The organism is Rectinema subterraneum (genome assembly GCA_009768935.1).
Taxonomy (GTDB): Bacteria; Spirochaetota; Spirochaetia; order Treponematales; family Rectinemataceae; genus Rectinema; species Rectinema subterraneum.
In genome coordinates this window covers 26,340-52,067 of record WESA01000005.1, presented here as the reverse complement: position 1 = coordinate 52,067, position 25,728 = coordinate 26,340, and the positions used below count along the sequence as shown (strand labels likewise).

Here is a 25,728-nt window from a genome sequence, read left to right as displayed (position 1 = left end):
CCTTCAGTCTCCGAATTTGAGCGTAAAAAGGCCAAGAGGACAGGCAGGCACGCACAGCCCACAGGCTATGCACTTGCTGCGATCGACGTGCAGTTTCCAGTCAGGCTCCCCGATCGTGAGGCATCCCGAAAAGCACACTGCTGTACACGCTCCGCAATCGATGCATGCCTCTTGCTGAAAGCCAAGGCTTTCCGCGATAGGGATCATTCGCACAGAATGTTCGTTCAGAAATGCCTCAGCCCTGGCCAGGCTATCCGGCTCGCACTCGATTTCGACCAGCATGCTTCCTTCGCGCCCCGGCGAAATCTCGGCGCGCAGAATATTCACCTTCACATCGAAATGTTTTACCAGGCTATAAATAATTGGCTCTTCGACAACTTGTTCCGTATACTCGAGAATATATTTTTCTTTCATATCGCATCTCCTTCGACCCGAAGCCCGCGCACAACTGCATGGTCCGGCAGAGACTGAACAGGCGGCGCGAGAGGGAAGAGACCTGAAGCTACTTGCTTCTTGAGGATTTCCGCGATTTCCCGTGCCTTGGTCAGGCTCGAGAGAGGGGCGGTCCTGATTTTCTTTCCTTCGAGCGTTACATAGCCCGACCGCAGTTCGGCATAGCTCACCTTCGCGATGCCAGGATGCCCAGGGGCGGCATAATCGCAAATTGTTGTCTGAATCTGCTGGTTTGAAACCGAAACACTGCGTGCGATATCTTCATCCAGCACAGGAATGGGAATACCCACGCCCAAAAAGAGCGACACCCCATAGCGCTCGAAATATGCGGCCCTGATAAAGGCAGGATCCATTTTTTTGACATTGGCGGTGAGCATGAGTGTGCGAGCATTGCTCACAGGAAGTCCGAATTCGTTCCTCGGTTTTTCCGTGTTGAATTGGGTGCCATTCCAGCTGACAAACCCCTGGGCGCCGGCCAGGAACACTCTCGTCCCGATGCCGATTGTTTTGAGTTCCGGATCATTGAGCAGCGGCGAGAGCTCTCCCGACGTCGAGTAGGTGATATTGCCAAAACGCGGCAGCAGTGTACCCATGTAGGTGTACATGATGCGATTGCTCGAATTTGTGGCCGCCGGATAGTTCTGGTATGCGTTGCGCGGGTTGACCATGATGATTTCATTGACGTTGTCTTTATCGATTATGGTGCGAGCCGACCTTCGCGGATAGCAGTCGGTACCCTTGCCGTGCGCTTCCAGCACAAGACGCTCTCCGCGCACCAGAGCCTCGATCAAATGTCCCCCGCCATAACAGGGATTGCTTGGCGAGACTTCAGTTGTTCCGATATAGGCATCGACGGCTGCGAGCCCGCCAAAGATCGGTACACCATTGAGAGAAACTGATTCCATGCGCAGACCTGGCTCAGGGTGCCCGAAATTGATAAAGCACCCTGATGAACACATCGCGCCAAATGTCGCAGTTGTGACAACATCTACCCTGGCCGCAATTTCTGCGGGGGAGAGCTCCGACGCCATGCGGGCTACTTCTTCGGCTGTGAGCACAACCGCTTCGCCACGGGCGATTTTTTCGTTGATCTCTTCATAGGTCTTTTGCATTTCCGCCTCCCGCTCCGCGCAAGTTCGTCAGTATTTGGCTGCTGACGTTCGGGCGCTTCTGGATATTGAGGGCTACTATACGGCACTTCTGGATGCTTTTGAAGTATTTTGCAGGCAGAAATGCAAAAAAATACAATCGCGGCCGCCTGACATCTATGTCGCGTGGCCATTTCTAAAAAACGGCCGGTACACCATCTCATATTCCGGGAAAGGTTCGAGCGCCCTGGGCAAAAGGCCATTCGCCCAGGCGAAGAAAAGGCCGTAGTTGGTGACAGGGATGCCGAGCCCAGCGATGGCTTCTATTCTGGCATGGACCGCAGTCTCGTTGAGCATACAGCTTGCACAGTGGATGATGAGATCGCAGGGCATAGTTTTTACTACCTCGAGCGAGCGGGCGACGCTGAACCGGGCGTTGGGCTGGACGAGCTGTTGAAAGAGGCGAGGTATTTTGACGGTGGCGATATCGTCAGCTTGCCGGTGATGAGAACATGCTTCCATCACCGCCACATGGCCGCCGGCGGGGAAATTATTCAGAGCGGAAATGCCGCGAAGGAATGTATCGAGTTCGCCTTTCTTGCGCGCGAAGAGGATCGAGAAGCTGGTGAGAGGCTGGTCCGGGTCTATATCGGCAGCCACCTTGCTAAAAGCCTGGCTGTCGGTGATGACGAGGCGGGGTTTTTCCATGAGTCTGTTATAGGTTTCGAGAAGCTCACGTTCTTTGACTATGATAACGGTGCAGTCGCGGTCCAGGCCGTCGCGAATCGTCTCGACCTGCGGCTGGATGAGCCGGCCTTTAGGCGCGGCAAGGTCCACCGGAGCTACAAGCAGTATCGTGTCACCTTCCTGCACGAGCCCTTCAAGCGGGCTGGGCTCGAAATGCACGATATCTTTGAGCGCGGAAAGCGCTTTCCGCACCTCGGCGGCACCGTAGCCTTTCAGGTTGTCGACGGCGATATACTGCTCTTTTGAAAGCCATTGCAGTTTGGCCGCGTCAAATCCGCAGTCTGCATGAGTCAGTACGCTGATATAGGGTTTTTTGCTCGATTTCAGCTGTTCCAGAAAACGGATTTCCTGAGGCTGCGGCGCGCGGTGGGCAGGGGAGGCAAATACTACGATGGAAGAGGAAGCCAGGCGCGCCTTGGTTTTTTGTGTACGCATGGCGCCGAGCTCGCCCTCGTCGTCGATACCGGCAGTGTCGATAAATGCGACAGGGCCTAGACCCGGAAGTTCCATCTTTCGCACCACCGGATCGGTCGTTGTGCCCGCAACGGGAGATACGATCGCGACTTCCTTTTCAAAGAGCGTGTTCAAAAGGCTCGACTTTCCCGCATTTCTGATGCCGGCGATTACAATGCTGATGGATTCCGACAGGGGGCTTTCGTTGGTGGCGCGGGCATGAGCCGGGTTCTCGCTGGATGGGTTCATGGTGGTTCCTCATGGTTTCTCTGGAGGCGCGCTCATAGCCCCCGGTTTTGTCGGCGCAAAAGCCTCCAGTTGGCTGTATAGAATTTCTTCTGCTATGCCGCTTTCCTTGCTCAAGGTGCGAACAAGCTCTTCGATTGAAGCGAAGGGAAAGCAGGCGCCTTCTTTGCAATGGCTTTCGTAAAAGGTTTTGAGCGCTTCATAGGGAACGACGGCGCGCAGCGCATTCAGGAGGGCAAGGGATGAATGCAGGTTATACACAATCTTCGTAACACTTGCTTCGAGCCGCGGCAAAAGCTTTTCCGACAGCGCCCGGAGTGCTTCGCCAAGGTCATCCGATGCATGCAAAAGCCCGTCGAGGATAAATGGCAGAAACGCATTCAGCTGGAGGTTCCCTTCATGTGCATACTGCATGACAGCCGAACAATACGCGTTTGCACGCATAGCAAGGCCTTTTGCATATTCGATCATCACGGGGTTTGTCTTGAAGGGCATGATTGTCGAACCCCACTGCAGACTAGGGTGCACAAGTTCCCTGACTGCGGAACTTGTATAGAAAAAGAGGTCGTTGCACAGCTTGATTATGGTGCCGGCAACAAGGGAAAAGCCAGACGCGACTTCCGCCAGCTGGTCCTGGTTTGCGATGGCGTCGGGTAGGTTTTGCGAGCGCGAGAGCGGAAGTCCCGTTATGGCGCGAAGATGTTTTTCCGCAAGGAAAAGGTATTCTGGCGGAACGAAAAATGCTGTCCCAATCGCAGTGCCGCCCAGCGGCACAGTGCGCAAGCGCTCTTTTATTTTATGGAGTCGCCATCGGTCGCGCTCGACGGCTCCTGCCCAGGCGCCAGCTACCTGCGCAAGGCTCATGGGCAGTGCATCCTGCCATTCGGTTCTTCCTGTGACCACAATGCCGCGCCATGCCTGCTCCTTTGCTACAAGCGCTTCTTGCAGAGCAATAACGCCAGCTTCGATTTCTCGCAGGCGCCTGCACGCAACAATGATCACCGCAGTTGCGATGACATCGTTCGTCGACTGATAGCGCGCGCCTTCATCGAGAAAATGAAACGGAACATTCGTCCGGCTTTGGACAAGACTGGCTAGCACTTCGTTGAAATTCATGTGCAGGCTGGTACCCGCGCCTCCCTGTGCAAGCGGCAAAGGGAAAGCAGCATCATGAAGGCCACAGCGAATTTCTTCAATCGCCGTGCAGATTGCTGCATAGACCTCGGGAGCATACCTGTGCTCGCTCTCCTGAATGGCGGTGAAAATGGCTTTTTTCACCTCGGCGAGCGCCGCTATGAAGTCTCGCGGGGTCTGACCCCGTCCGAAGTTTTCCACGGCGTGCCGTGTTTGTTCACCATACATGGCTACGTTCCTTCAGCCTGAGCGCATCGCCTCGATCCCATGAAATGGAAAGCCCGACAGAGGCAATCCGCATTGCCTGGCATGACACGCACTGGAAGCCCGATTCATCGATGCAAATCTTTCCCGGGTAGAGCTGGTAGTCTTTCTTGTGTTCGACGGTCGTGATGTTCGGCATGAGAACATTCGCACCTGCTGCGAGCATTTTCTCGCGTCCCAGGGGATCAAGGCTTCCTGCGGCGGTTGTCGCAGGAATATGGCAATGGGGAAGCATGAGGCGCAGTAATGCTGTCGCCCTGATTGCGAGCTCGATGGGCTTTTGGACCGCACAGCGCAGGGGCGTATCGGGATGGGGGATAAAGGGGCCGACGCCGCCCATGTCCATATTGATCTTGCCAGCGAGCATGATGTTCTGGATAAGCGTTTCTTCGGTCTCTCCGGGCAGGCCGACCATAAAGCCAGAACCGACCTGCAAACCGCTTTCCCTGATACAATCGAGCGCCTTGAGCCGCGATGCAAGGCTATTCCCGTTTCTGAGCTTTTCGTGCAGAACAGGGTCGGCTGTTTCGAAACGCATGAGGTATCGATCGGCTCCGGCCCGGGCAAGGCTCCGATATGCCGCAAGGCTTTTTGTGCCAAAACTCAAGGTTATTGCTGCTTTTCCCGCGGTTCTATTCTTGATTTCCTCACACAATGAGGCAAGAAATTCAGTTGTGTAGCAGGGGTCTTCCCCGCCCTGAATGACAAAGGTTCTGAAACCGAACGCGAATCCCCTTTCTACGATGGCCAGTATTTCTTCCCTAGAAAGCCGGTAGCGCCTGACCTTTGCGTTGTTTCTTCTGATGCCGCAGTACAGGCAGTTTTGGGCGCAGTGGTTGGTTGCCTCGATAAGGCCCCGGAGAAAGACGCTCGTGCCGTGATATTCCAGGGATACAGCATGTGCGCGAGGAGTCAGGTCTTCAAGGGGCAGTTGAGCCAGCGCCCTGACCTCCTGTTCCGTCAATTGCGGCAAAAAGGCAGGAGAGCTCATAGGTAAATGTCCCGCTCGCCTGATGCGGTATCGAGAAGGGCTTTGTCGAGCACATGGGCGACTTTGGCCGGAGCGGTAGTTTTCATAGCCTCTATGAGCGCAAGACCCTTCTGCCGTGTCGGGGGAGAAGCATAGTCGTACAGGTACTCGGCAAAGGACACAAGCCCATTCGGAAGACAAAATTCTTTGATCAGTCCTGGCTTTGCCAGGTCCATGAAGTCAGCGCCAACCCGGCCACGCCGGTAGCATCCGGTACAAAATGAAGGAATATAGCCGTCATCGATCAGATCGGAAATTACTTCTTCAAGGGTTCTGTTGTCCCCAACGGAGAATTGTCCATTGTCTTCCTTGTGGGCGCTGTACCCGCCCGGATCTGTCTTTGAACCGGCAGAAATCTGGCTTACCCCATACGCGAATATTTCCTTTCTCAATGCCGGACTCTCGCGCGTCGAGAGAATGATGCCCGTATAGGGCAAGCTGATTCTGATAACGGCGATGAGCTTCTTAAAATCAATATCGCTTACAGGCGCAGGCGGATTGAACGATAGAGGTGCTCCCTTTGCTGGCTCGATTCTCGGCACGCTGACCGTATGCGGTCCACAGCCAAATGCCGCTTCAAGATGATGGGCATGTTCGAGTATTGCGAGAACTTCGTAGCGGTAATTGCCCAAGCCAAACAAGGCACCTATTCCTACATCGTCGATGCCTCCTTCCATCGCCCTGTCCATGACATACAGGCGGTTTCTGTAATCCGCCTTTGGGCCGTCAGGGTGATACATCGCGTACAATTCCGGGTTGTAGGTTTCCTGGAAACAGACATAGGTGCCAATATTTGCTTTTTTCAATGCCCGAAAGCCTTCGACAGATAGAGGAGCGATTTCGACATTGATTCTTCTGACTCTGGCCGTGTCTTCCCGTACGCTGTAGCTTGTTTGTATGGCTTCGAGGGTATATTCGAGCGACTGGTTTCCCGCTTCGCCCGATATAATCAGAATCCGCTTATGGCCTTGCTTGAGGAGTTCGGATGTCTGCTGAGCAATTTCATCCATGGTAAGGCGCTTGCGCTCGAGGCTGTGGTTCGAGCGCCTGAATCCACAGTACAAGCAATCGTTTGTGCAAAAGTTCCCGGTATACAGAGGCGCAAAGAGCACAAGCCGTTTGCCGTAGATTTCTTCTTTTATGTAATGGGCAGCGGCGAGAAGAAGGGAAAGCTGCGCCGGGTCTTGTACAGCAAGCAAAAGCGCAGCCTCTTCGGTGGTGATGCCTTTTAGGCGCTTTGCTTTGGCAAGAATTTTCTCTACTTGAGCAAAGGATGGCGCGGAAAGGCCAGACAATTCCTCGAGCTTTGCATAATCAAGAAAAGTTTGTGTCGCGGTGAGCATCGGCATCGTCTCCTATAGCACGCGTAAGGATGGATTTGACCTGAACGCCTTTAAGGCGCCCAAGCGGCCCGGTAAGGGCGTTAATCTGATCCGGATTTCCTTCGACAATCAGCGAAATGATCTGGACACCCCTGTCCTTGAAAGGCAGGCCCATTCTTCCGTTGATAATGTCGCTGTGATTGGAGAGGATGCTGTTGATGGCAGGAATATTGTCGCGGCCTTCTATAAGGATGGCAACGACACCGATTCTCTTTTCCATTGGAAGCTCCTTTGGATCAGAAAAAAAGCATAAACCTCGGGGTCAGACCCTCTTTCCCCTAAGTCAATACTATTATATCGAGTAAAAATGAGCGAATCAAGGGGCGTGAGGCGGGGGCGGGCGCGAAGTTGGGGCGGGGTATTTGCTATAGCTTGTATTGTCAGGCTGCAAGAGCTGGTTCGTACTATTGAATACTTTGTCGTGTCTGCATTACACTCATCCCACTTTGATGGCGGTCGCGGCTCCCGCCTGAACAAAACAGGAGGTCCTTACCCATGAACAAGGATAAGGCGTCGTATTCGTTCGTGTTTCTGGTTCTTTTTTCAATTTTTCTGGCCTGTCTGCTGATTTCCAACATTATTGCCGGCAAACTCATTCTCGTATTCGGCATGGTCTTGCCATCTGCGGTCATTCTGTTTCCGATCACCTATATTCTTGGTGATGTTTTTACCGAAGTGTATGGATATGAAAAAACCCGGTCCATTATCTGGATCGGCTTCGCGGCGAACATGCTTATGTCCATGATTTTCATGATAGCCGTAGCTCTTCCTTATCCGGGCTTTTTTAAGGACCAGAGCGCATATGCGACGGTGCTGGGGTTGACTCCAAGAATCGTGTTGGCATCGCTCATAGCATATTGGGCTGGCGAATTCGCGAATTCGATTTCGCTCTCGATATTGAAAAAGCTCACGAAGGGCAAATTCCTCTGGGTCAGAACGATCGGCTCGACGGTGGTCGGACAAAGCTTCGATACGGTTCTCTTTATCAGCATAAGCTTTGCGGGGAATGTGCCTTTGTCTGTGCTTCTGCAGATGATGGCGGCTCAATACCTTTTCAAAGTGGCGTACGAGGCCGTGCTTACGCCCTTTACGTATAAGGTTGTGGGCTATATCAAGCGGATTGAAGGGATTGATACCTTCGATCATGGAGTCGAGTACAATCCATTCAAACTAGGAGCAAAATGATGGCAGAGTACAAATTCGAAATTCTCGGCAAAAAAGTTTCGGAGCCGATGCGCAAACTTGAAACCTTCCCCACCCCTGAGCATGTGAAGAAAGTCGTTCTGGATTGCGACGAGGTGACGAGTCTCTGTCCTGTTACGGGACAGCCGGATTGGGAAACGGTTCGGATTGAGTTCGAGCCGGACAAATTCTGTATCGAAAGCAAGAGCCTCAAGCTGTACTTGTGGTCGTTCAGGGAGGAAGGAGCATTTTGCGAAAGCCTTTCCGCAAGGATAGCGCAGGATATTTTCGATGTGTGCAAGCCGCGCTGGGTTAAGGTGACTGTTGCACAAAAGGCCCGCGGCGGAATCGCGATAACTGCAGAGTCGCGGATTCCCGATTTGGAACAAGGTGCAGGGGCATAATGAGGCGCAATGCCTCATCATAAAATCTAGCCCTGCTCCATTGACAGGAGAATATTTAATCACTATATTTATATCGAAATTGATCTTCAGGGCGGGGTGCAATTCCCCACCGGCGGTAAAGCCCGCGAGCGAAGAAAACGGAAACGCCGTTTTTATAGCATGATTCGGTGAAACTCCGAAGCCGACAGTATAGTCTGGATGGAAGAAGATACATGTGTGGTAACACTTTGTCCGTTTTCGGACGTGTATAGCCCTGTAGACAATATTGTTTACGGGGTTTTTTTATGCACGAATTCTTCATGCAATCAGCTCTCGATCTTGCCCGAAAGGGTACCGGATTGGTACACCCCAATCCCCTTGTGGGAGCTGTGCTCGTGCGAGATGGTGAGATCATTGGACGGGGGTTCCATGCGTTCTATGGAGGCCCCCATGCAGAAGTCATGGCAATTGATAACGCCATCCTTTCTGGAAATACCGATTTTTCCAATACAACCCTCTATGTTACCCTGGAACCCTGTTGTCATTTCGGTAAGACGCCGCCCTGTACATCATTGATACTGAATAGTGGAATTCGTTCTGTAGTCGTGGGAATGGAAGATCCCAACCCTCTGGTCGCAGGCAAGGGAATCAGGATTCTGAAAGAGGCAGGGATTGATGTTGAAGTTGGAATTCTTGAAGCAGAATGCCGGGAACTAAATCGTGTTTTTATAACATACATTACAACTGGCAAGCCCTTTGTACTCCTGAAATCTGGATTATCTTTGGATGGAAAAATATCGACCGCTTCCGGGGAATCGAGATGGATTTCCTGTGAGGAATCGCGCAAAGACGTACATCGGCTTCGCAGCGAATACATGGCCATCATGTGCGGCATTGAAACGGTACTTTCCGACGATCCTGCGCTTACGGTTCGCATGGTTGAAGGGCGCAACCCTATACGGATCATTGCGGACAGCCATCTTCGCATTCCAATGGATTCCAACATCGTTACCACCGCACATAAGATTAAAACAATTATAGCTACCACAGAAGACAGCGATACTGCGAAAGCGGAAAAACTGAAAGATGCTGGCGTACATCTAATATACACCAGGCAAACAGAAGGACATGTGGATCTTCAGAAACTGATGACCATTTTGGGGCAAATGGAAATTGATAGTATCCTGCTGGAAGGCGGCGGTACCCTGGCTTTTTCTGCGCTAAAAGCGGGTATTGTGAATGCTGTACGCTTTTATATGACTCCTGTTTTATTAGGTGGCCAACGCGCCAGAACTGTAATCGCGGGTGAAGGATTTTCTGCTCTTGCCGATGCCTGCAAAATTGAGAACATTCGTATCGGTTCCTGCGGATCCGATATTTTGATCGAGGGGACCGTATGTTCACCGGCATAATTGAAGAAGTCGGGTATGTCCGGTCTATTACCCGGGGGGCTCATTCCGCAAGAATTACAATACTAGCCCACACCGTATGCCAAGGAACTCGTCTTGGGGACAGCATCGCTGTAAACGGGGTCTGCTTGACGGTGACAGAAATTTCCTCCTCAGTTTTTGTATCGGATATAATGGCGGAAACTCTTCAGCGAACAACCCTTGGCGAACTTCAATGCGGAGATGCGGTAAACCTTGAACGGGCTCTGACCCTTGCCACCCGACTCGGGGGACATTTGGTCAGCGGTCATGTCGATGGTGCCGGAACAATTCGTTCGATATTGAAAGAGGGCATCGCATCAATATTGGAAATCACTTGCAGTCCGGAGCTTCTGAAATATATTGCGGTAAAGGGATCCATAGCCCTTGATGGTATAAGCCTTACTGTCTGTGGGGTTTCTGATTCCAGTTTTTCTGTCTCGCTCATTCCTCATACACAGATGCAGACAAATGTATATCTAAAAAAAGTCGGGGATACCCTTAATATCGAATGCGATTTGATTGCCCGATATGTCGAAAAATTGATCATGTCCAAAATTCCTGATGAGGCTGAACACCCGCGCCCTGTTTTGACTGAGGAATTATTGAGATTGTCCGGGTTTATTGGAGGGGAATTATGAACAGTGTCGAAGAAGCGATACGCGCCTTTCGGGCTGGAAAGATGGTCATCATTACAGACCATGAGGACAGGGAAAACGAAGGGGATGTATGTATCGACGCGCAATTTGCCACCCCCGAGGTAATTAATTTCATGGCTCATTTTGCCTGTGGGCTTATCTGCGTGCCCATGGAACAACGGAGGCTGGAAGAGCTTGAACTGCAGCCTATGGTTCACCACAATGAGGATAATCACGGGACAGCTTTTACCGTTTCCGTGGATCACATCGAAACTGCTACCGGTATTTCAGCATTCGAGCGAGCACACACCATACAGAAACTTATAGATACATCCTGTGGGCCGGCCGATTTTCGGAGGCCTGGTCATATTTTCCCCCTCGCGGGACGTACCGGTGGAGTTCTGGAACGACAAGGACATACAGAAGCCGTACTCGATCTGGTCAAATTGGCCAGAAGCGAAATGCCAGCTTCTTCCAATACCGCTATTGCAGGCGTGATTTGCGAAATACTTGATTCTGATGGCACCATGGCTCGGCAAAAATCATTGGAAAATTTCGCGAAAACGCACAACCTTTGCATGATCAGCGTCGCCGATCTGGTCAGGTACAGAAAAGACCGGGAAGGCGGTATCACAAGGGAAACCGAGACTATTCTGCCGACGGAATACGGGAATTTCAAGCTTGTGGGGTATACCGAAAACGCAACAGGAAAAGAGCACCTCGCCCTGATTCTGGGTGATATATCGGGAGATGAGCCGGTCCTTTGTCGCGTGCATTCCGAATGCCTTACCGGCGATGCGCTCGGTTCCCTGCGATGCGACTGCGGGGAACAGTATAAAGAAGCAATGCGGCTGATTTCCCGCCAAGGACGTGGAATTCTTGTATATCTTCGACAGGAAGGCAGGGGAATAGGACTGATCAATAAATTAAAAGCCTATGCATTGCAAGACACAGGAATAGATACGGTTGATGCAAATATCCATCTCGGATTTCCGGCCGACATGCGAGATTACCGAATTGGAGCCTTGATACTGAGAGACCTTGGAGTCCGGAGCGTGCGACTTATGACCAACAATCCGCAGAAAATTGAAAGCATGGAACAAAATGGCATCAAGGTATTTCAGCGTATTCCCCTGCATATTCAGGCTAACACGTACAACAAGTTTTATTTGCGGACAAAACAAGAGCGGATGCATCATCAGCTCGAAACCTTGCAGATTTTAAACAGGAGTGCCAAATGAAAATTATGGAAGGGAATCTCATTGCTCAACATATCCGAATAGGAATTGTTGCTGGAAGATTCAACGAATTCATCGTATCAAAATTGCTCGAGGGAGCGCTTGACGGGCTAAAAAGGCACGGCATAGACGACACAAATATCATTATGGCCTGGGTTCCAGGGGCTTTTGAAATCCCCCTGGTCGCAAAAAAATTGGCCGAACGAACGGATATCGATGTGGTTATCTGCCTTGGTGCGGTAATTCGAGGATCGACACCGCACTTTGACTATGTAGCCGCGGAAGTATCAAAAGGGGTAGCCCAAGTCTCCTTGAGTTCGGAAAAGCCTGTTATCTTTGGTGTCCTTACGACGGAGAACATAGAACAAGCCATAGAACGAGCCGGAACAAAAGCGGGCAATAAAGGATATGATGCTGCCTTAAGCGCAATAGAGATGGCAAACCTCATGCGCGCATTGAGCGAATAATTGAGCGAATAGCTGATGTACAGGCTTTACCCGGCTTTACACAAGAGCCCGGATATGGTAAGCATCTTGCAGACATTTTTTTCGTTCTTGCGGGGGAACCTCACGGTTGAGAAGGTTAAAACCTGACCCTTGGAACCTGTCAGTTAATACTGTCGTAGGGAAGCAATGCACGTATTGAATAACTACTATTTAATGCAAGCGCTTCTCCATCGGTGGGGGAGCGCTTTTTTTGCATAAATTACACATAGCTCCTACCTGGTGGAAAAGACCAAACACGCCTCCTCTCCGGTATCCTTCAAAAGCGAAAAAAGAGGAGGAAATATGTACTCGACACAAATGGATGCCGCACGAAAAGGGCTTATAACGGAACAACTCCGTTTGGCAGCCGCGTGGGAGCAATTGGATGAAGAAGTCCTTAGAGCCCTCGTAGCGCAGGGCAAAGCGGTCATCCCCGCAAACAAGCGACACAAGAATCTGGTACCTCGCGCTATAGGCCGCACCCTGAAGACAAAAATTAACGTTAACCTTGGTACTTCACGGGACTGCTCCGACCAGGAAGCAGAGATGGAAAAAGTCCGTACAGCCTTGGCTTTGAATGCAGATGCCCTGATGGATTTGAGTTCCTTTGGGAACACCCATTCATTCCGTAAACGACTTATCGACGAATCCCCGGTCATGATCGGTACCGTGCCTATTTACGATGCGGTCGTTTATTACAACAAGCCTCTTCGGGAAATCACCGCAGAAGAATGGCTGGCAACTGTACGGATGCACGCGGAAGACGGGGTGGATTTTATGACCATCCATTGTGGTCTGAACCGCGCCACCGCGGAACGATTCAAGAAAAATCCACGGTTGACCGGAATGGTATCCCGCGGTGGATCTCTTCTGTTTTCGTGGATGGAAATGACGGGGAAGGAAAATCCTTTTTACGAGCATTATGATGAACTCCTTGCGATATGTCGTGAATATGACGTGACAATCAGCCTGGGAGACGCGTGCCGGCCCGGATCAATCGCCGATGCGAGTGACGCGGTACAAATTGAAGAGCTCATTGTGCTTGGCGAACTGACGCGGCGAGCGCACGATCAAAACGTTCAGGTAATTATTGAGGGCCCAGGGCACATGGCCCTGGATGAGATTGCGGCCAACATGAAGCTGGAACAGCGCCTTTGTGATGATGCCCCTTTCTATGTTCTTGGTCCGCTCGTCACCGATATAGCGCCAGGGTATGACCATATTACCGCCGCTATAGGCGGAGCGGTGGCCGCATCAGCCGGGGCGGCCTTTCTCTGCTACGTTACTCCGGCGGAACATCTCCGGCTTCCTACCCTTGAGGATATGAAAGAAGGGATTATCGCTTCGCGAATCGCAGCACACGCAGCGGATATCGCAAAAGGGGTAAACGGTGCGCGAGAGTGGGATAACAGCATGAGCCAGGCCCGGAAAAACCTGGACTGGAAAGAAATGTTTGCATTGGCCGTAGACCCTGAGAAAGCCCGCCGATATAGGGCTGAATCGAAACCGGAACTAGAGGACACCTGCACCATGTGCGGGAAAATGTGTGCGATGCGGAATATCAATACCATCATGCGCGGAGAGGAAGTCGATGTCATCTAGTTCTATGCGGCATGTACTCTCTATCGCTGGAAGCGATACCAGCGGTGGGGCGGGGATTCAGGCTGATTTAAAAACCATGAGTGCCTGCGGAGTCTTCGGGATGTCGGTCATCACAGCCCTCACCGCGCAAAACACTCAGGGGGTCCAGGCTCTCCACCAAGTTGATGCGGATTTTGTCGGCGCGCAGATTGACGCAGTATTCAGCGATATTAGGGTGGATGCAGTAAAAATTGGCATGCTTGGCACCCTGGCGGTGATGAAAGTAATTGGAAAGCGATTACGCTGGTATCGCCCCAAATGGATTGTGGTTGATCCTGTTTTGCAAGCTAAAAATGGATACCCCCTCATGGAAGACACTGCAAAAGACATTTTTTTGTCCGAAATTGTGCCTTTAGCCGATCTTATTACCCCCAATCTCCCCGAGACTGCAGCCCTTGCAGGTTTTGTCCCCCAGACCATGGCTGAATTGGAAAGCGCGGGAAAGAAGATTCTATCGCTTGGGGCTAAAGCAGTCCTTATAAAAGGGGGACATCGGAAAACCGATGCTGATGATGTCCTGGTAACCAATCTAGGTGTGCACGTTTTCAAGGGGGAACGCCTTACCAGTCAGCATACCCATGGCACCGGATGCTCTCTTTCGAGTGCCATCACGGCATATTTGGCTCGAGGCTTGACGATCCTTGAGGCTATAGAACGTGCCAAGAATTACGTCAGAGTGGGTATCGAACATGGCCTCAATATAGGCCATGGAATCGGTCCTATCCATCATTTTTATAACTTGTATCATGGAGAGGTGCCTCAATTATGAACCAGACCAATTTCGAAGCAATGAATCTCGCGGATGTTCTAGAGAACCTCAGATCTTCTTCGCCGCTCATTCACCATATCACCAACGCGGTGACAATCAACGATTGCGCGAATATTACCCTTGCGTTAGGAGGCTCCCCAGTAATGGCTGATAGCCCGGAAGAAGCCAGCGAAATGGTTGGCTTTGCAGGAGCTCTGGTAATTAACATGGGAACGCTACACCCAAGCGCTATATTGTCTATGATCGAGGCGGGGATCCGGGCTCGAGAAATGGGCAAACCGGTGATTTTTGATCCCGTCGGTGCAGGAGCAACGCAATTTCGGCGGAATACAGCTGAAGAAATCCTTAGGAAGGTTCGACCTACTATCATTAAAGGCAACGCTTCCGAGATCAAGTTCCTGGCAGGGGAGGCTTCCAACCAACGGGGAGTTGATTCCCTGGATAGCGAGGCGGACCAGGCCGCAATAGCGCTTGCGCGGTCAAGCGGAGCCATTGTAGCCGCTACAGGGGCTATAGATACAGTCACCGATGGCAAATCGATGTATAAAATTGGCGGAGGAACCGCAATGCTCGGCCGAATAACCGGCACTGGCTGTATGACCTCTTCCTTGGTTGGCTGTTTCTGCAGTGTTATGTCGTCCCATCTTTTCGCTGCTATCTTGGGCATCATGGCCATGAAGCTGGCCGGTGAAAAAGCTCAAAAAGCCTTAAAGCCAGGACAGGGCACCGGACAATTCCGAATCAATCTATTTGATGCCATTAGCCTCCTGACGCCCTCGGACTTCCTTTGGAAAGAAAGGATCACCTATGTTACGCTTTGATTCATCCCTATGCTTGATAACCGACCGATCCTTTTGTCCCAAAGCTGATTTTTTCCCGATTCTGGAAACTGCCATTGATTCCGGAGTCACCTGGGTTCAGTTTCGGGAAAAATCCGGGCTCGCCGATCGGGAGATGTTTGAATTGGGCCAAAAGGTTCGTGAATTGACTGCCAGAAAAGGGGTGCCGATGATAGTGAATGATCGCCTTGATCTGGCTATGGCCTTGGATGCGGATGGAATCCACCTGGGACAAGGGGACCTGCCCCTCTGGGCTGCAAAAAAACTTTGGAGGCCGGATAAAATATATGGCGTATCGGCACAGACCTTGGAACAGGCAGAAAAAGCCCTCCACGATGGAGCCGATTATTTGGGAATCGGGGCGCTATTCCCCACCATCAGCAAAAATGACGCCATCATGGTACATCATCGGCAGATTGAACTGATCAGAATGTTAGGAGTACCCCTTATTGGAATTGGGGGCATAACTCCTGAACGGATAAAAGACATACGCCGCTTTGGTTTTTCTGGCATCGCGGTCATATCGGCGATATGGGGAGCTCCAGACCCTGCAAAGGCAGTGAAAACTTTTGTTCAACAATGGAAGGACGTTTGAAAGATATGCTGACCAGCAAAGCTGTACTTTGGGATAAAGACGGCACGCTCCTGGACACCTTTGGGAGCTGGATTGATGTGGAGCGGAAGTTGGCGGAAGCAATGGCGGCCGAGTATGGATTTTCATCCGTAAAAGAACAAGATTACATTCAACGAGTCCTTTTTCGGCTGGGAGTCAAGCCAGATGGGACGGTTTCTGGCCAGGGCGTACTGGCTTCGGGAACGAGCGAAGCCATTATTGGGGAATTCTATTCCGCATTTCTTGAAATGGATTCTTTCATTTCCGAGAAAAAGCAAAGCTTCTTTTCTTTGGCAAAGTCAAAACTCGCCGAAATTCTGGAGCAAAGCCCAATTACGCCGATACCGGCACAAGGCGCGCAAGAGGCTCTTAGGTTTTTTAAGGATTTGGGCTTATGCCAGGGACTTGCTACCTCGGACTCGCTCGCGAACGCCCAACGGGATATGGCGGCGGCAGGATTTCTTGACTATTTTACGTTTATTGCCGCATCTGATACCATCGAACAGCCGAAACCACATCCCTGTTCCGTGTACGCTTTTGCCGACTTTTGCGGAGTTTTCCCCAGCGAGGTTCTGGTAATAGGCGATACGCCCGCCGATGAGGCAATGGCTGTGGCTGCGGGTGCTTCCTTTGTGGCAGTTCTCAGCGGAACAGGAGTTGTCCAGGATTTTTCTCCAAAAGCCAATGTTGTCCACGACCTGCTTGATCTCCCGGGCTTTTTCGCATTGCCTCCGTTCTGTATATTTTCCAGCTCTAGAATGCCTCGCCGAAATTGAAGTAGCATTGGGGGCTGCTACCAGCCCAGGCGATATCCACTCGCATGTTGGCATTCGAGGCGTCGTCCAGTTTGATTCGCAAGCCAATTCCTCGCGAAACCTTGGGGTGTTCGAAATCGAATGCAGCTGGCTTCCTGTCAAAGAATTCCATGCGCTATTCCTTGCCGAGAGTGGTCAGTTTCGTAGCCGCCCGGGACGCAAAACTTCCGTTTTTGGGTTATATTTATAATTATTGTTTTAACATATGTGTTTCCTGAAAATATCGGAGGCTTGAAATGAAATATTTATCAACGCAAAATAGGAAAGCAAGGCGCACTCTATATCTAGCGGCAGGAATTCTCATTCTGTTCACCGCCTCGTGCTCTACGCAGCCAGCGCCGATAGGTCAAGCCTCCCTGCCTCCTTCGGCAAGCGCATCCTCTCCGCAGGCAAAAGAAGGCGTGATGTATTCTATGGCATTGCCGCAAAGTTCAGCTGGCCCACTTGCGTTTGTAGCGCAAACAGGGTTGCCCGGAAGCAATGGCCAAACCGCCGCGCTAGGTTCCCAACCCGAATTCAATACCGAAGAATACCAGCGGATCGTGGACAATCCGTTCCGCAATACGCTGGGCAATCCCGTTTCCACCTTCTCGATCGATGTCGATACCGCGAGCTATGCGAACGTGCGCCGCTATCTTATGGAATCGCGCAAGCTTCCACCGAAAGATGCGGTGCGCATCGAGGAAATGATCAATTATTTCACCTACAGCTATGCGCCGCCGACTGGAGAACATCCGGTTGCGGCGACCTTGACCATGGCGCCGGCTCCATGGGACCCCGATCACTGGCTCCTTCGCGTCGCGATCAAGGCAAAGGAAATTGAGACCGCGAACCTGCCGCCGTCCAACCTCGTGTTCCTGATGGATACCTCAGGTTCAATGGATGAAGACAACAAATTGCCTCTTCTCAAGCAGAGCCTCAAAATAATGGTAGAAAAGCTCCGTCCCCAGGACAAAGTTTCCATTGTCGCGTATGCGGGTACAGCTGGGCTCGTCCTCGACGCGACATCAGGGGCGAAAAAAGAGACCATCTTGAGCGCCATCGAGAGGCTCGAAGCTGGCGGCTCCACCGCGGGCGGTGCGGGAATCAAGCTCGCATACGAAGTAGCAAAGCGCAACTTCATCCAGGGCGGCAACAACCGCGTCATTCTCTGTACTGACGGCGACTTCAATGTTGGCGTCAGCTCGACGAGCGATCTCGAGCGCATGATTGAAGACAAGCGTAAAGAGAACATCTACCTCACCGTGATCGGCGTCGGCACAGGCAACATCAAGGACTCGCGCATGGAATCGCTTGCTGACAAAGGAAATGGCAATTATGCTTACATCGACAACCTGCTTGAAGGCAAGAAAGTGTTCGGCAAGGAGCTGTGGGGCAACATTTTTACTGTGGCCAAGGATGTCAAAATCCAGATTGAGTTCAACCCGGCCATCGTGAGCGAGTACCGCCTGATTGGCTACGAGAACCGCCTCCTGGCGCGCGAAGACTTCAACGACGACACAAAGGATGCTGGCGAAATGGGCTCCGGCCACGCCGTTACTGCGTTCTATGAGCTTGTTAAGAGGGGGTTAGACCCTCAACTTAACGACCTCACATTCCAGCAGATTACCATCGTGCCATCGAACGACGTGCTCATCTTCAAACTTCGCTACAAAACACCCGGCGACGGCCAGGAGGCGAGCAAGCTCATTTCGATGCGTTTTGACCAGCAGGCCCTCTACAAAGAATTTGCCGCCTGCGACGACGACTTCAGGTTCGCAAGCGCTGTCGTCGAATTCGGCATGCTTCTGCGCGACAGCCCCTACAAAGGCTCATCCTCTTGGAAGAGCGCCATGGATCGCGCCCGCGCCGCGAAAGGTGCCGACCCAGACGGCTACCGCGCCGAGTTCGTCAAGCTTGTCGAGATGGCTGAGCTGGTGGCGGGGGAGTAAAATTTAAAAAAGGGGGTCAGACCCCCCGCACCATCGCATGCTTCCCCAGTGCCCGGGCAACCTGCACTAATGCTTCAACCTCGCTGGGGGCCGGTTCTTTAAGCAGATCCCATTGCGGGTCCAGGCAGTTGCCACCCCGAAAGCCGGCAAAATACCACGGGCTTTCATCAACTAACGCCGCCAATTCCTCAATATCTTTTTCGGTAATGAAGGAGCCCGGCAGGGCGAGTGTGCGAAATTCATGGGGGATGCCATACTGTCGCAAGAGTTCGACTGAGCGGCGCAGGTTTTGGCCGGGAGATGCATGCGAGTCTTCATCGCTCATTTTTTGCGGTTCGTGGGCGGCAAGCTTGTGAGCGGAAAGCCTGCCGCCGGGGAGGAGCTTGCGGTATCTGTCAGGAGCGAGCTTCAGATCCATGGCCACATAGTCCGGGCGCGTTTCATCTTCCCGCAACAGCTTTTCCAGGCTGAGCGGCAAGGTTCCGTTCGTATCCAGCTTGACATCCAGGCCCAACCGATGAATTGCCGCTACAATGTCCGGCAGTTCGGGCCTGAGGGTTGGCTCCCCTCCAGTGATGGCAATACCACCCAGCACGTTCTTTCTTTTTTGTATGATGTCCAGAGCTTGTGAAAGGGGAATCAGGGCAGGAGCGTTTTCGGGTGCCTGAGCCGGCGACTGGGCCCCCGTAACAGAGAAATTTTGCGTGGCGGCTCGGAAATGGGCCTCATTGATATTGAGATTTTGCGCCGCGGCGAAGCCCTGAGGCTCCACCAACTCCCTGTTATGGCACCATGGGCATCGAAGATTGCAACCCGGGAGGAACAGCGTCGCTGCTATTCTCCCCGGATAATCCACGAGGCTTGTCTTCCTGAGGCCGACCATCAGCTCTGCCATACGCTGTGCCTTTGGCTCAATCAGCCTTGAGGGCAAACATTTTTCTCTCTTTGTACTCTTCCCGTTTCCCTTTATTCCAGTTGCGGACCGATCGGTAGTAGCCCACAATGCGGCTATATACTTCGGTTTCGGCTCCACAAACCGGGCACGAAAAATGCTCGCCATTCAGGTATCCATGGGTGGGGCAAATCGAATATGTCGGGGAAATCGTGAAGTACGGAATCCGGTACGAATAGGCTATGGTTTTGACCAGATCCCTGCAGGTGCGCCAATCGTCAATGGCTTCTCCCAGAAAAGCATGGAAAACTGTCCCGCCTGTGTACGCTCTCTGCAATTCCTCCTGCAAGTCGAGCGCATCAAAAATGTCATTGGTATACATGACTGGCAACTGGGACGAATTGGTGTAGTACGGCTCCGCAGTACCGGCGGTAATGATATCGGGATACCGTTCCTTGTCGTGCCGAGCGAGGCGATACGATGTCGACTCGGCAGGTGTCGCTTCCAGGTTGAAGAGCTCCCCTGTTGCTTCCTGATACGCGACCAGGCGGTCTCGCATATACTGCAGGGTCTTGAGCGCAAAGGCCTGGCCCTGTTCCGTAGCCAATGTCACGTCCTTGCTGAAGAAATTTAGAAGGCATTCGTTCATTCCCACGATGCCGATGGTATTGAAATGATTGTCCAGATGCTTCAGATATCGTTTGGTATAAGGGAAAAAGCCGGCATCCAGCAGGCGGCTTATCACCTTGCGTTTTGTGACGAGGCTCTCTTTTGCAAGGTCCATCAATTTCCCAAGGCGCCTGAAAAAGTCATCTTCATCCTTGGCCAGATAGCCGATGCGCGGAAGATTGAGAGTAACAACCCCAATAGAGCCAGTAAATTCATCGGACCCAAAGAGGCCGCCACCCCGTTTGCGCAGTTCGCGTTTGTCCAGCTGAAGCCGGCAGCACATGGAGCGGACATCCTGCGGTTTTAGATCCGAATTGACAAAATTCTGGAAATACGGCGTCCCATAGCGGCTTGTCATTTCAAAAAGAAGGCGGGCATTGTCAGAGTCCCAGTTGAAATTTGCTGTTATATTGTAAGTCGGGATTGGGTACTGGAATCCTCTGCCATCGGCATCTCCTTCGAGCATCAGTTCAATAAAGGCTCTGTTGACCCTGTCCATTTCTTCCTGGCAGTCCCCGTAGGTGTAATCCATCATTGTACCACCTACTACGGCAGGCATGTTCTTCATGTCCTCCGGGACGACCCAGTCGAGAGTGATATTGGTGAAGGGTGCCTGGCTCCCCCAACGGCTTGGCGTATTGACGCCGAAAATAAAGCTTTGCAGGCACTGTTTGATTTCCTTGTCCGAGAGATGGTCTTCTTTTACAAAGGGGCTTATGTACGTGTCGAATGAACTGAACGCCTGCGCCCCCGCCCACTCATTCTGCATACAGCCAAGAAAATTCACCGCCTGTTGCATCAGCGTGCTGAGGTGCCTAGCCGGCTTGGATCGTATCTTGTCGGGGACTCCTCCAAGGCCTTCCTGGATCAGCTGAAGAAAAGACCAGCCGGCACAGTACCCCGAGAACATGGACAGGTCATGGATGTGAAAATCCGCGTTGCGGTGCGCTTCGGCGATTTCTTCAGAATAGATGTTCTTCAGCCAGTAACGTGCCGTGATGGTGCCTGAATTGTGGAGGATGAGGCCGCCCAGCGAATAGTTGACATTTGCATTTTCATTTACTCGCCAGTCTGATTGATTGAGATAGCCGTCCATTGTGGCGTCTATGTCTAAAAGCAATTTTCTAGTATCGCGGATGGCTTCATGGCGGGCCCGATACAAAATATACGCCTTGGCTACAGATACTTCCTTTGACTCAATGAGAGCTGTTTCCACGAGGTCCTGGATTTCTTCTATGGCGGGAATGGAATGGGGATGGCGGCTGGCTAGAAGCTGGGTTACCAGTTCTTCTACGAAGCTTGTGATGCGGTCGATTCTCTCTTGCGTTTCTGGAGCCGAGACAGGAAAACCAACTGCCGCAAAAGCCTTTTGTAGTGCTGACTTGATTTTCGCGGCATCATACTCTTCCAGGGCGCCTGAGCGCTTGACGACATACTGCGGCTTTTGCACTGTGCTTTTTGCAGAGGTATGGATTTCGTTAAACATATTCCCCCCTCGGGTTACAAGGGAGCAAAGAAGGATTGATACGAAGAAGCGGCGTTCGGAGAGCAGTAGAATGCCGACCCCATGCCTTCCCTCGAGGCTCCCAGGTACTACATCGTTGCGTACAAACAACGATGGCTTCGGCAGGTCTTCGGACTTGCGGGCGTTTCGATCGGCAAGATCGTTTTTCTACTGGCTGTTGCTTCCCAGCGCTTTGGAGCACCAGTGCATTCGTACAGCGTTCGTTCCCGTATACCGCTGCGGGGCAGTCCCGGATTCTCACCGGGTTCCCTTTTGATCGCGCCCCTTAGAGGCTGCGAACCGTAGCATGGTCAGTATGTGGGGGTAGCCTTGCAGTTGTCAAGGGGCTGCATTTTTGATTCAAAGCGCAGAGGCATAATAGGGCGATTTTCAAGGTCGAACATACCGCCAGCCTTCGTTTTGAAGGTCTACCAGCGTCCGAATTCCTGCTGGAACAGTTTTCAGAATGGGAGGAAGCGAATCGGCAGGAATTCCGTGCTTTTTAAGAGAGTTCTCGCACAGGAATATTTCCACACCATGTTTTGTGAGCATTTCGAGCAGTTCCAGAAGCTTCGGGCTGCATGGAGCGCAAGCTAAAACAGCGTCGGAATTGGCCACTATACGAATTTCCAAGTGCTCGCCGGGAGCAGCAGTCTTGAGGAAGTTTGCAGCATTGCTGATTGCTCCTTCCCATTTGTCGACTTGAGCAACATGGAGGACAAGTTTGAGTGATTCTGGCATACAGTATCCTTTACTTACTACTTTGCAAACCTTTCCTTCAGCACGGTCATTGTGTAGCCGTATTGGTCTTTCAGGTCCCGCAATGGCTTATCCGTGGGGAAGTCCGCCGGCAGCTGCAGCTTCTTGATCACCGCTGTTTCGGATGTTTTGAGTGCCGCGGCGACATCCTTTACGGTCATTGTGCCTTCCAAAGCAAAGTCTGGGGGCACGGTGAGTTGGGTCGTAGAGGCGGCGGGCGCGCTGGATTGAGCGGCATTTACTGGAGTAGAGGTCGGCGCTGGAACAGGGGAAACAGCCGCAGGCGCAGCAGCAGGCGTTGGGGAAGCTGGCGCAGCTGCGGCCGATGAACTCGGAGCTGCGCTGGTCGGCTCCGCGCTGGAAGGAGCAGCACCCGAGGGCGTCGCTGCAGGGCTCGCAGGCGCCGCATTTTCACCGGCATACGGTATGCCAGTTATTTTCGAGACAGCAAATCGCGCAGTGTCGGCTTCGAAGGTCTTTCCTATGAGCGCTCCCGTATCTTTGAGCTTGGTTTCGGGCGGGACTTTCGAAGCATCGACCCCGGCTTCGCGATAGAGCCGCTCGAAGTCAATTCCAAATGCGGTCGCTACTTCTGCCCACGTCGAGGAGCCTTTGATATCCCCGATCGCCAGTGTGCCACTCGTGGCTTTCTGGCTCAAAGTGGGGCCGACAAAATCGAGTTTCCCCAAAAGCGCGCCGACGCCCATTGTGCCAAGGTAAATAGCCAGGCCAAGCGCCGCGATTTTCCCAACACCTACTGTTTTCCCGGCCAGGGTCGTTACAAGCGAATTCTTTTTGGTCGGGCAGACAGAGACGCATTCCATGCAGGCGATGCATTCTGGCGACGAAATAGTGTCGGCATGTGAAACATCGATGTTCATCGAGCACGCTTTGTCGCATCTTGCGCACGAAATGCAAGTGGTCGTTTCGCGCTTAATTCTGAACAGAGGGATTCTGCTGAGGATCGCGGTGACCGCACCAAGCGGACAGACATATTTGCAGAAAACCCGCTCATAGAACATGGAAAGAACGAGGGTAAGCACCAGAATGACAAAGCCGACCGCAAATTCAGCCCACACCGCGGACAATCCCGCAGACAGATGCCCGTATGCGGCGAGCGGATCATACGGCCGTATCACCAAGGTCCCCGTTTTCCATGTAAAATAGACAATTGCAACAAGTATCGGATATTTCGCCCAACGCAGGACTCTATCGACCTTGGGCGGCACCACAAAGCGCCGATTGAAAATCTTTTTGCCAAGCCAGCCGAACACGCCCTGCAGCGCGCCGAATGCACAGATCCATCCGCAGAAAAATCGCGACAGGACCACGCCCAAAAGGACAATCCCAACCAGAAGCACAATGTTGGCCGGCACTATCTTTTTGATGAATTCTCCACCGGCAAGATACTTGAAAAGCGTCTCAATGCCGCCAAATGGATCGAGCGCATCGATCGAAGGCATGTTCTGCACTTTCTGATGCAAAATTGTCAGCACAGTGACAGCAACAAGGAATATTCCCAGCGAAATCCTTCGTATAAGCTGGATGCGCGGCATTTTCTTGGCCATATGCTCTCCTTTTGTAAGAATTCTAAGTGTTCGGGCGCAATTTTGCAAATATTAAGCTACGCTATTGCCCAAGATAACTGAATATATGTCGCCGCGCGCTGCCAAATAGTTCCAATTTAAATTGTCACTGCGCTTTTGCCGGCCGCCGAACCCAGGCTTTTCAGAAATGGCGGGCCTTTCTACTTTAAATACCCCAGCCACTGCGCCTGGCGCTCGATCATCACGTTCACGAGCTCGGGCACGCGCGCGCAGGCTGTCACTACAGGATTCACCAGGAGCGCTTGGATGGCGAGGTCTTTGCTCTTCTGCAAAATAGCCTCGGCGGTGAGGTCGTAAACGCCGGTGTAATTCCGAAGCAGGGCGGCGAACCCTTTCGGGTAGTCCGGGAAGGCAATGCCTTCGAGCCCCTTGCGCCAGACACGCGCGGGCACTTCGACAGCCACCGAGTCCGGAAGGCTCGGAATGAGGCCGGTATTCATGATGTTAACGGCTGCCTCTTCGTAGCCGGTGTCGCCGAGGATGCCCTCGATGATGGGCACAACGCGCTCTTTGACTTTGAGTTCGATGGTCGGTTTGAGCATGCTGAGCGAGGCGCGGTACAGCATGTAAAAGTCGAGGATGCCCTTATGATCGGCCACTTCATGAGCCCACTGGATATACTCGCCGATATGGCTGTCGGAAGTGATGGGCAAAAGGTGGAATCGCTCCAGAATGTGGCGGAAAAGTCCGCGGTCGGACCATGCTCGCGACGATTCGGTGCGCCCGATGTCCGGCAGTCCGGTTTCGCCCTCGGTTCGGGGGATGTTGCCGGTTGTCTGGATATATTCGAGGATGTCGGAATAGCCGAGCACTTTTTCGAAGAAAGCAGGCGCCTTGGCGAGGATGTCAGGATAAGCGTCTTTGCCGCTTGTGCGATAGCGAGCCGAGACGAGGACGCTGAAATGGTTGAGGCCCGCCGCCCGCAGCTCGAGTTCGCTAAAAGGCACGTCGAGCATGAGCGGCAGATATCGCTCGAGCGAGGCGATTTCGTGGCACAGCCCGATAAAACGCAGGTTCGGGAACTTGCGAAGCACCGTGGTGGTGATGGCGGTCATGGGGTTCGAGAAATTGAAAACGAAGGCGTCGGGGCAGAGGCTTGCGCAGTCTTCACAGATGTCGAGAATCGCAGGCGTGATGCGCAAAGCATGGAACAGCCCGCCGGCGCCGCCGTTCTCTCCGTACACCTGAGGAATGCCGTACTGAAGGGGGATCATCCAGTCCTGGTCCCAGAGTTCAAAGCGATTACCCACTTCAATCGAGATGATGACAAAATCCGCCCCTTTCAACGCCTCGCGTCTATCGGTGTGGGCTGAGAGGGTAAAATCGAGCCCATTCGCTTCGATAAAGGCCTGGCCTGCAGCCTGCACGCGGCTGAGCGACTCTCCATTGATATCGACAAGCGCGATATGCGATCCTTTGAGCACCTTGCTCGAAAAAATATCGCCAAGCGTGCCGAATCCGAACTGGGCGCTCCCTGCGCCGATGAGAACGAGTTTCATTGCGGTTCCTCCTGTAAAATGAGCTGCAAAAAGCAATTAA

Annotated in this window: 25 protein-coding genes and 3 riboswitches; of the genes, 12 read left to right on the top strand and 13 right to left on the bottom strand. The window is 52.3% G+C overall.

Annotated elements, in window-relative coordinates:
- Positions 1-3: 3 nt before the first annotated feature.
- The 7 genes from GAP13_RS02800 to GAP13_RS02770 all read right to left on the bottom strand — a co-directional run bounded on the left by GAP13_RS02800 (position 4) and on the right by GAP13_RS02770 (position 7,017).
- Positions 4-414 carry an NIL domain-containing protein gene (locus GAP13_RS02800; RefSeq protein ID WP_158905972.1) on the bottom strand — a complete coding sequence of 137 codons (411 nt, stop codon included), beginning with the start codon at positions 412-414 and terminating at the stop codon, positions 4-6.
- Positions 411-1,565: a homocysteine biosynthesis protein gene (locus tag GAP13_RS02795; protein ID WP_158905970.1), complete on the bottom strand. Its 1,155-nt coding sequence runs from the start codon at positions 1,563-1,565 to the stop codon at positions 411-413. The genes GAP13_RS02800 and GAP13_RS02795 overlap by 4 nt, the downstream gene beginning before the upstream one ends.
- Positions 1,566-1,718: 153 nt before the next feature.
- Positions 1,719-2,990 (bottom strand): [FeFe] hydrogenase H-cluster maturation GTPase HydF, encoded by a 1,272-nt coding sequence (gene hydF, locus GAP13_RS02790; protein ID WP_158905968.1) that lies wholly within the window; start codon positions 2,988-2,990, stop codon positions 1,719-1,721.
- Between the two features lie 9 nt (positions 2,991-2,999).
- A complete protein-coding gene (locus GAP13_RS02785) occupies positions 3,000-4,349 on the bottom strand; it encodes a lyase family protein (RefSeq protein ID WP_158905966.1) in 1,350 nt (449 codons plus the stop codon).
- Positions 4,339-5,376: a [FeFe] hydrogenase H-cluster radical SAM maturase HydE gene (gene hydE / locus GAP13_RS02780; RefSeq protein WP_158905964.1), complete on the bottom strand. Its 1,038-nt coding sequence runs from the start codon at positions 5,374-5,376 to the stop codon at positions 4,339-4,341. Before hydE ends, GAP13_RS02785 begins: the two co-directional genes overlap by 11 nt.
- A complete protein-coding gene (gene hydG, locus GAP13_RS02775; protein ID WP_158905962.1) occupies positions 5,373-6,764 on the bottom strand; it encodes a [FeFe] hydrogenase H-cluster radical SAM maturase HydG in 1,392 nt (463 codons plus the stop codon). Before hydG ends, hydE begins: the two co-directional genes overlap by 4 nt.
- The gene (locus GAP13_RS02770) at positions 6,730-7,017 is read right to left on the bottom strand and encodes a TM1266 family iron-only hydrogenase system putative regulator (protein WP_158905960.1); all 288 of its coding nucleotides are present in this window, start codon (positions 7,015-7,017) and stop codon (positions 6,730-6,732) included. The genes hydG and GAP13_RS02770 overlap by 35 nt, the downstream gene beginning before the upstream one ends.
- 275 nt (positions 7,018-7,292) lie before the next feature.
- Between GAP13_RS02770 and GAP13_RS02765 the strand changes: the two genes are divergently transcribed.
- From GAP13_RS02765 to GAP13_RS02715, 11 genes are all read left to right on the top strand, one after another.
- Complete coding sequence (locus GAP13_RS02765; protein WP_158905958.1) at positions 7,293-7,982, top strand: queuosine precursor transporter; 690 nt, start codon at positions 7,293-7,295, stop codon at positions 7,980-7,982.
- A complete protein-coding gene (gene queF / locus GAP13_RS02760; RefSeq protein WP_158905956.1) occupies positions 7,982-8,383 on the top strand; it encodes a preQ(1) synthase in 402 nt (133 codons plus the stop codon). The genes GAP13_RS02765 and queF overlap by 1 nt, the downstream gene beginning before the upstream one ends.
- A 78-nt stretch (positions 8,384-8,461) precedes the next feature.
- Positions 8,462-8,597, top strand: a riboswitch (FMN riboswitch).
- A 70-nt stretch (positions 8,598-8,667) separates the two neighbouring features.
- Positions 8,668-9,774, top strand: a complete 1,107-nt coding sequence (gene ribD / locus GAP13_RS02755; RefSeq protein ID WP_158905954.1) for a bifunctional diaminohydroxyphosphoribosylaminopyrimidine deaminase/5-amino-6-(5-phosphoribosylamino)uracil reductase RibD — start codon at positions 8,668-8,670, stop codon at positions 9,772-9,774.
- Entirely contained in the window at positions 9,759-10,430 is a 672-nt protein-coding gene (locus tag GAP13_RS02750) for a riboflavin synthase (protein WP_158905952.1), read from the top strand. The genes ribD and GAP13_RS02750 overlap by 16 nt, the downstream gene beginning before the upstream one ends.
- Positions 10,427-11,668: a bifunctional 3,4-dihydroxy-2-butanone-4-phosphate synthase/GTP cyclohydrolase II gene (locus GAP13_RS02745; RefSeq protein WP_158905950.1), complete on the top strand. Its 1,242-nt coding sequence runs from the start codon at positions 10,427-10,429 to the stop codon at positions 11,666-11,668. The genes GAP13_RS02750 and GAP13_RS02745 overlap by 4 nt, the downstream gene beginning before the upstream one ends.
- Positions 11,665-12,132 carry a 6,7-dimethyl-8-ribityllumazine synthase gene (gene ribH / locus GAP13_RS02740; protein WP_158905948.1) on the top strand — a complete coding sequence of 156 codons (468 nt, stop codon included), beginning with the start codon at positions 11,665-11,667 and terminating at the stop codon, positions 12,130-12,132. The genes GAP13_RS02745 and ribH overlap by 4 nt, the downstream gene beginning before the upstream one ends.
- 81 nt (positions 12,133-12,213) lie before the next feature.
- Positions 12,214-12,311, top strand: a riboswitch (TPP riboswitch).
- Between the two features lie 142 nt (positions 12,312-12,453).
- Positions 12,454-13,752: a phosphomethylpyrimidine synthase ThiC gene (thiC, locus tag GAP13_RS02735; protein ID WP_158905946.1), complete on the top strand. Its 1,299-nt coding sequence runs from the start codon at positions 12,454-12,456 to the stop codon at positions 13,750-13,752.
- Positions 13,742-14,560 (top strand): bifunctional hydroxymethylpyrimidine kinase/phosphomethylpyrimidine kinase, encoded by an 819-nt coding sequence (gene thiD / locus GAP13_RS02730; RefSeq protein ID WP_241864275.1) that lies wholly within the window; start codon positions 13,742-13,744, stop codon positions 14,558-14,560. The genes thiC and thiD overlap by 11 nt, the downstream gene beginning before the upstream one ends.
- A complete protein-coding gene (gene thiM, locus GAP13_RS02725; RefSeq protein WP_158905944.1) occupies positions 14,557-15,381 on the top strand; it encodes a hydroxyethylthiazole kinase in 825 nt (274 codons plus the stop codon). The genes thiD and thiM overlap by 4 nt, the downstream gene beginning before the upstream one ends.
- Positions 15,368-15,994, top strand: a complete 627-nt coding sequence (thiE, locus tag GAP13_RS02720; RefSeq protein WP_158905942.1) for a thiamine phosphate synthase — start codon at positions 15,368-15,370, stop codon at positions 15,992-15,994. Before thiM ends, thiE begins: the two co-directional genes overlap by 14 nt.
- Entirely contained in the window at positions 15,979-16,788 is an 810-nt protein-coding gene (locus tag GAP13_RS02715; protein WP_158905940.1) for an HAD family hydrolase, read from the top strand. The genes thiE and GAP13_RS02715 overlap by 16 nt, the downstream gene beginning before the upstream one ends.
- Here the strand turns inward: GAP13_RS02715 and GAP13_RS02710 are convergent.
- Positions 16,766-16,939, bottom strand: coding sequence for a hypothetical protein (locus tag GAP13_RS02710; RefSeq protein WP_158905938.1), 174 nt, complete (start codon positions 16,937-16,939; stop codon positions 16,766-16,768). The two genes, GAP13_RS02715 and GAP13_RS02710, sit on opposite strands and share 23 nt — an antisense overlap.
- A gap of 124 nt (positions 16,940-17,063) precedes the next feature.
- On the opposite strand from GAP13_RS02710, the gene GAP13_RS02705 reads away from it, so the two are divergent.
- Positions 17,064-18,758, top strand: coding sequence for a vWA domain-containing protein (locus GAP13_RS02705; RefSeq protein WP_158905936.1), 1,695 nt, complete (start codon positions 17,064-17,066; stop codon positions 18,756-18,758).
- A gap of 16 nt (positions 18,759-18,774) precedes the next feature.
- Here the strand turns inward: GAP13_RS02705 and GAP13_RS02700 are convergent, their stop codons facing one another.
- The 5 genes from GAP13_RS02700 to GAP13_RS02680 all read right to left on the bottom strand — a co-directional run bounded on the left by GAP13_RS02700 (position 18,775) and on the right by GAP13_RS02680 (position 25,688).
- Positions 18,775-19,653, bottom strand: a complete 879-nt coding sequence (locus GAP13_RS02700) for a radical SAM protein (protein WP_158905934.1) — start codon at positions 19,651-19,653, stop codon at positions 18,775-18,777.
- A gap of 16 nt (positions 19,654-19,669) precedes the next feature.
- Positions 19,670-21,805 (bottom strand): ribonucleoside triphosphate reductase, encoded by a 2,136-nt coding sequence (locus GAP13_RS02695; RefSeq protein ID WP_158905932.1) that lies wholly within the window; start codon positions 21,803-21,805, stop codon positions 19,670-19,672.
- A 121-nt stretch (positions 21,806-21,926) separates the two neighbouring features.
- Positions 21,927-22,143, bottom strand: a riboswitch (cobalamin riboswitch).
- Between the two features lie 70 nt (positions 22,144-22,213).
- The gene (locus tag GAP13_RS02690) at positions 22,214-22,564 is read right to left on the bottom strand and encodes a DsrE family protein (RefSeq protein ID WP_158905930.1); all 351 of its coding nucleotides are present in this window, start codon (positions 22,562-22,564) and stop codon (positions 22,214-22,216) included.
- Positions 22,565-22,581: 17 nt separating this feature from the next.
- Positions 22,582-24,150 (bottom strand): 4Fe-4S binding protein, encoded by a 1,569-nt coding sequence (locus GAP13_RS02685; RefSeq protein ID WP_158905928.1) that lies wholly within the window; start codon positions 24,148-24,150, stop codon positions 22,582-22,584.
- Positions 24,151-24,329: 179 nt separating this feature from the next.
- Positions 24,330-25,688: a family 4 glycosyl hydrolase gene (locus GAP13_RS02680; RefSeq protein ID WP_158905926.1), complete on the bottom strand. Its 1,359-nt coding sequence runs from the start codon at positions 25,686-25,688 to the stop codon at positions 24,330-24,332.
- Positions 25,689-25,728 lie beyond the last annotated feature (40 nt).

What these genes read in the sequence shown, in the direction of transcription:
- GAP13_RS02800 (WP_158905972.1), bottom strand. Translation starts at nt 414, where the DNA reads ATGAAAGAAAAATATATTCTCGAGTATACGGAACAAGTTGTCGAAGAG.
- GAP13_RS02795 (WP_158905970.1), bottom strand. Translation starts at nt 1,565, where the DNA reads ATGCAAAAGACCTATGAAGAGATCAACGAAAAAATCGCCCGTGGCGAA.
- hydF (WP_158905968.1), bottom strand. Translation starts at nt 2,990, where the DNA reads ATGAACCCATCCAGCGAGAACCCGGCTCATGCCCGCGCCACCAACGAA.
- GAP13_RS02785 (WP_158905966.1), bottom strand. Translation starts at nt 4,349, where the DNA reads ATGTATGGTGAACAAACACGGCACGCCGTGGAAAACTTCGGACGGGGT.
- hydE (WP_158905964.1), bottom strand. Translation starts at nt 5,376, where the DNA reads ATGAGCTCTCCTGCCTTTTTGCCGCAATTGACGGAACAGGAGGTCAGG.
- hydG (WP_158905962.1), bottom strand. Translation starts at nt 6,764, where the DNA reads ATGCCGATGCTCACCGCGACACAAACTTTTCTTGATTATGCAAAGCTC.
- GAP13_RS02770 (WP_158905960.1), bottom strand. Translation starts at nt 7,017, where the DNA reads ATGGAAAAGAGAATCGGTGTCGTTGCCATCCTTATAGAAGGCCGCGAC.
- GAP13_RS02765 (WP_158905958.1), top strand. Translation starts at nt 7,293, where the DNA reads ATGAACAAGGATAAGGCGTCGTATTCGTTCGTGTTTCTGGTTCTTTTT.
- queF (WP_158905956.1), top strand. Translation starts at nt 7,982, where the DNA reads ATGGCAGAGTACAAATTCGAAATTCTCGGCAAAAAAGTTTCGGAGCCG.
- ribD (WP_158905954.1), top strand. Translation starts at nt 8,668, where the DNA reads ATGCACGAATTCTTCATGCAATCAGCTCTCGATCTTGCCCGAAAGGGT.
- GAP13_RS02750 (WP_158905952.1), top strand. Translation starts at nt 9,759, where the DNA reads ATGTTCACCGGCATAATTGAAGAAGTCGGGTATGTCCGGTCTATTACC.
- GAP13_RS02745 (WP_158905950.1), top strand. Translation starts at nt 10,427, where the DNA reads ATGAACAGTGTCGAAGAAGCGATACGCGCCTTTCGGGCTGGAAAGATG.
- ribH (WP_158905948.1), top strand. Translation starts at nt 11,665, where the DNA reads ATGAAAATTATGGAAGGGAATCTCATTGCTCAACATATCCGAATAGGA.
- thiC (WP_158905946.1), top strand. Translation starts at nt 12,454, where the DNA reads ATGTACTCGACACAAATGGATGCCGCACGAAAAGGGCTTATAACGGAA.
- thiD (WP_241864275.1), top strand. Translation starts at nt 13,742, where the DNA reads ATGTCATCTAGTTCTATGCGGCATGTACTCTCTATCGCTGGAAGCGAT.
- thiM (WP_158905944.1), top strand. Translation starts at nt 14,557, where the DNA reads ATGAACCAGACCAATTTCGAAGCAATGAATCTCGCGGATGTTCTAGAG.
- thiE (WP_158905942.1), top strand. Translation starts at nt 15,368, where the DNA reads ATGTTACGCTTTGATTCATCCCTATGCTTGATAACCGACCGATCCTTT.
- GAP13_RS02715 (WP_158905940.1), top strand. Translation starts at nt 15,979, where the DNA reads ATGGAAGGACGTTTGAAAGATATGCTGACCAGCAAAGCTGTACTTTGG.
- GAP13_RS02710 (WP_158905938.1), bottom strand. Translation starts at nt 16,939, where the DNA reads ATGGAATTCTTTGACAGGAAGCCAGCTGCATTCGATTTCGAACACCCC.
- GAP13_RS02705 (WP_158905936.1), top strand. Translation starts at nt 17,064, where the DNA reads ATGAAATATTTATCAACGCAAAATAGGAAAGCAAGGCGCACTCTATAT.
- GAP13_RS02700 (WP_158905934.1), bottom strand. Translation starts at nt 19,653, where the DNA reads ATGGCAGAGCTGATGGTCGGCCTCAGGAAGACAAGCCTCGTGGATTAT.
- GAP13_RS02695 (WP_158905932.1), bottom strand. Translation starts at nt 21,805, where the DNA reads ATGTTTAACGAAATCCATACCTCTGCAAAAAGCACAGTGCAAAAGCCG.
- GAP13_RS02690 (WP_158905930.1), bottom strand. Translation starts at nt 22,564, where the DNA reads ATGCCAGAATCACTCAAACTTGTCCTCCATGTTGCTCAAGTCGACAAA.
- GAP13_RS02685 (WP_158905928.1), bottom strand. Translation starts at nt 24,150, where the DNA reads ATGGCCAAGAAAATGCCGCGCATCCAGCTTATACGAAGGATTTCGCTG.
- GAP13_RS02680 (WP_158905926.1), bottom strand. Translation starts at nt 25,688, where the DNA reads ATGAAACTCGTTCTCATCGGCGCAGGGAGCGCCCAGTTCGGATTCGGC.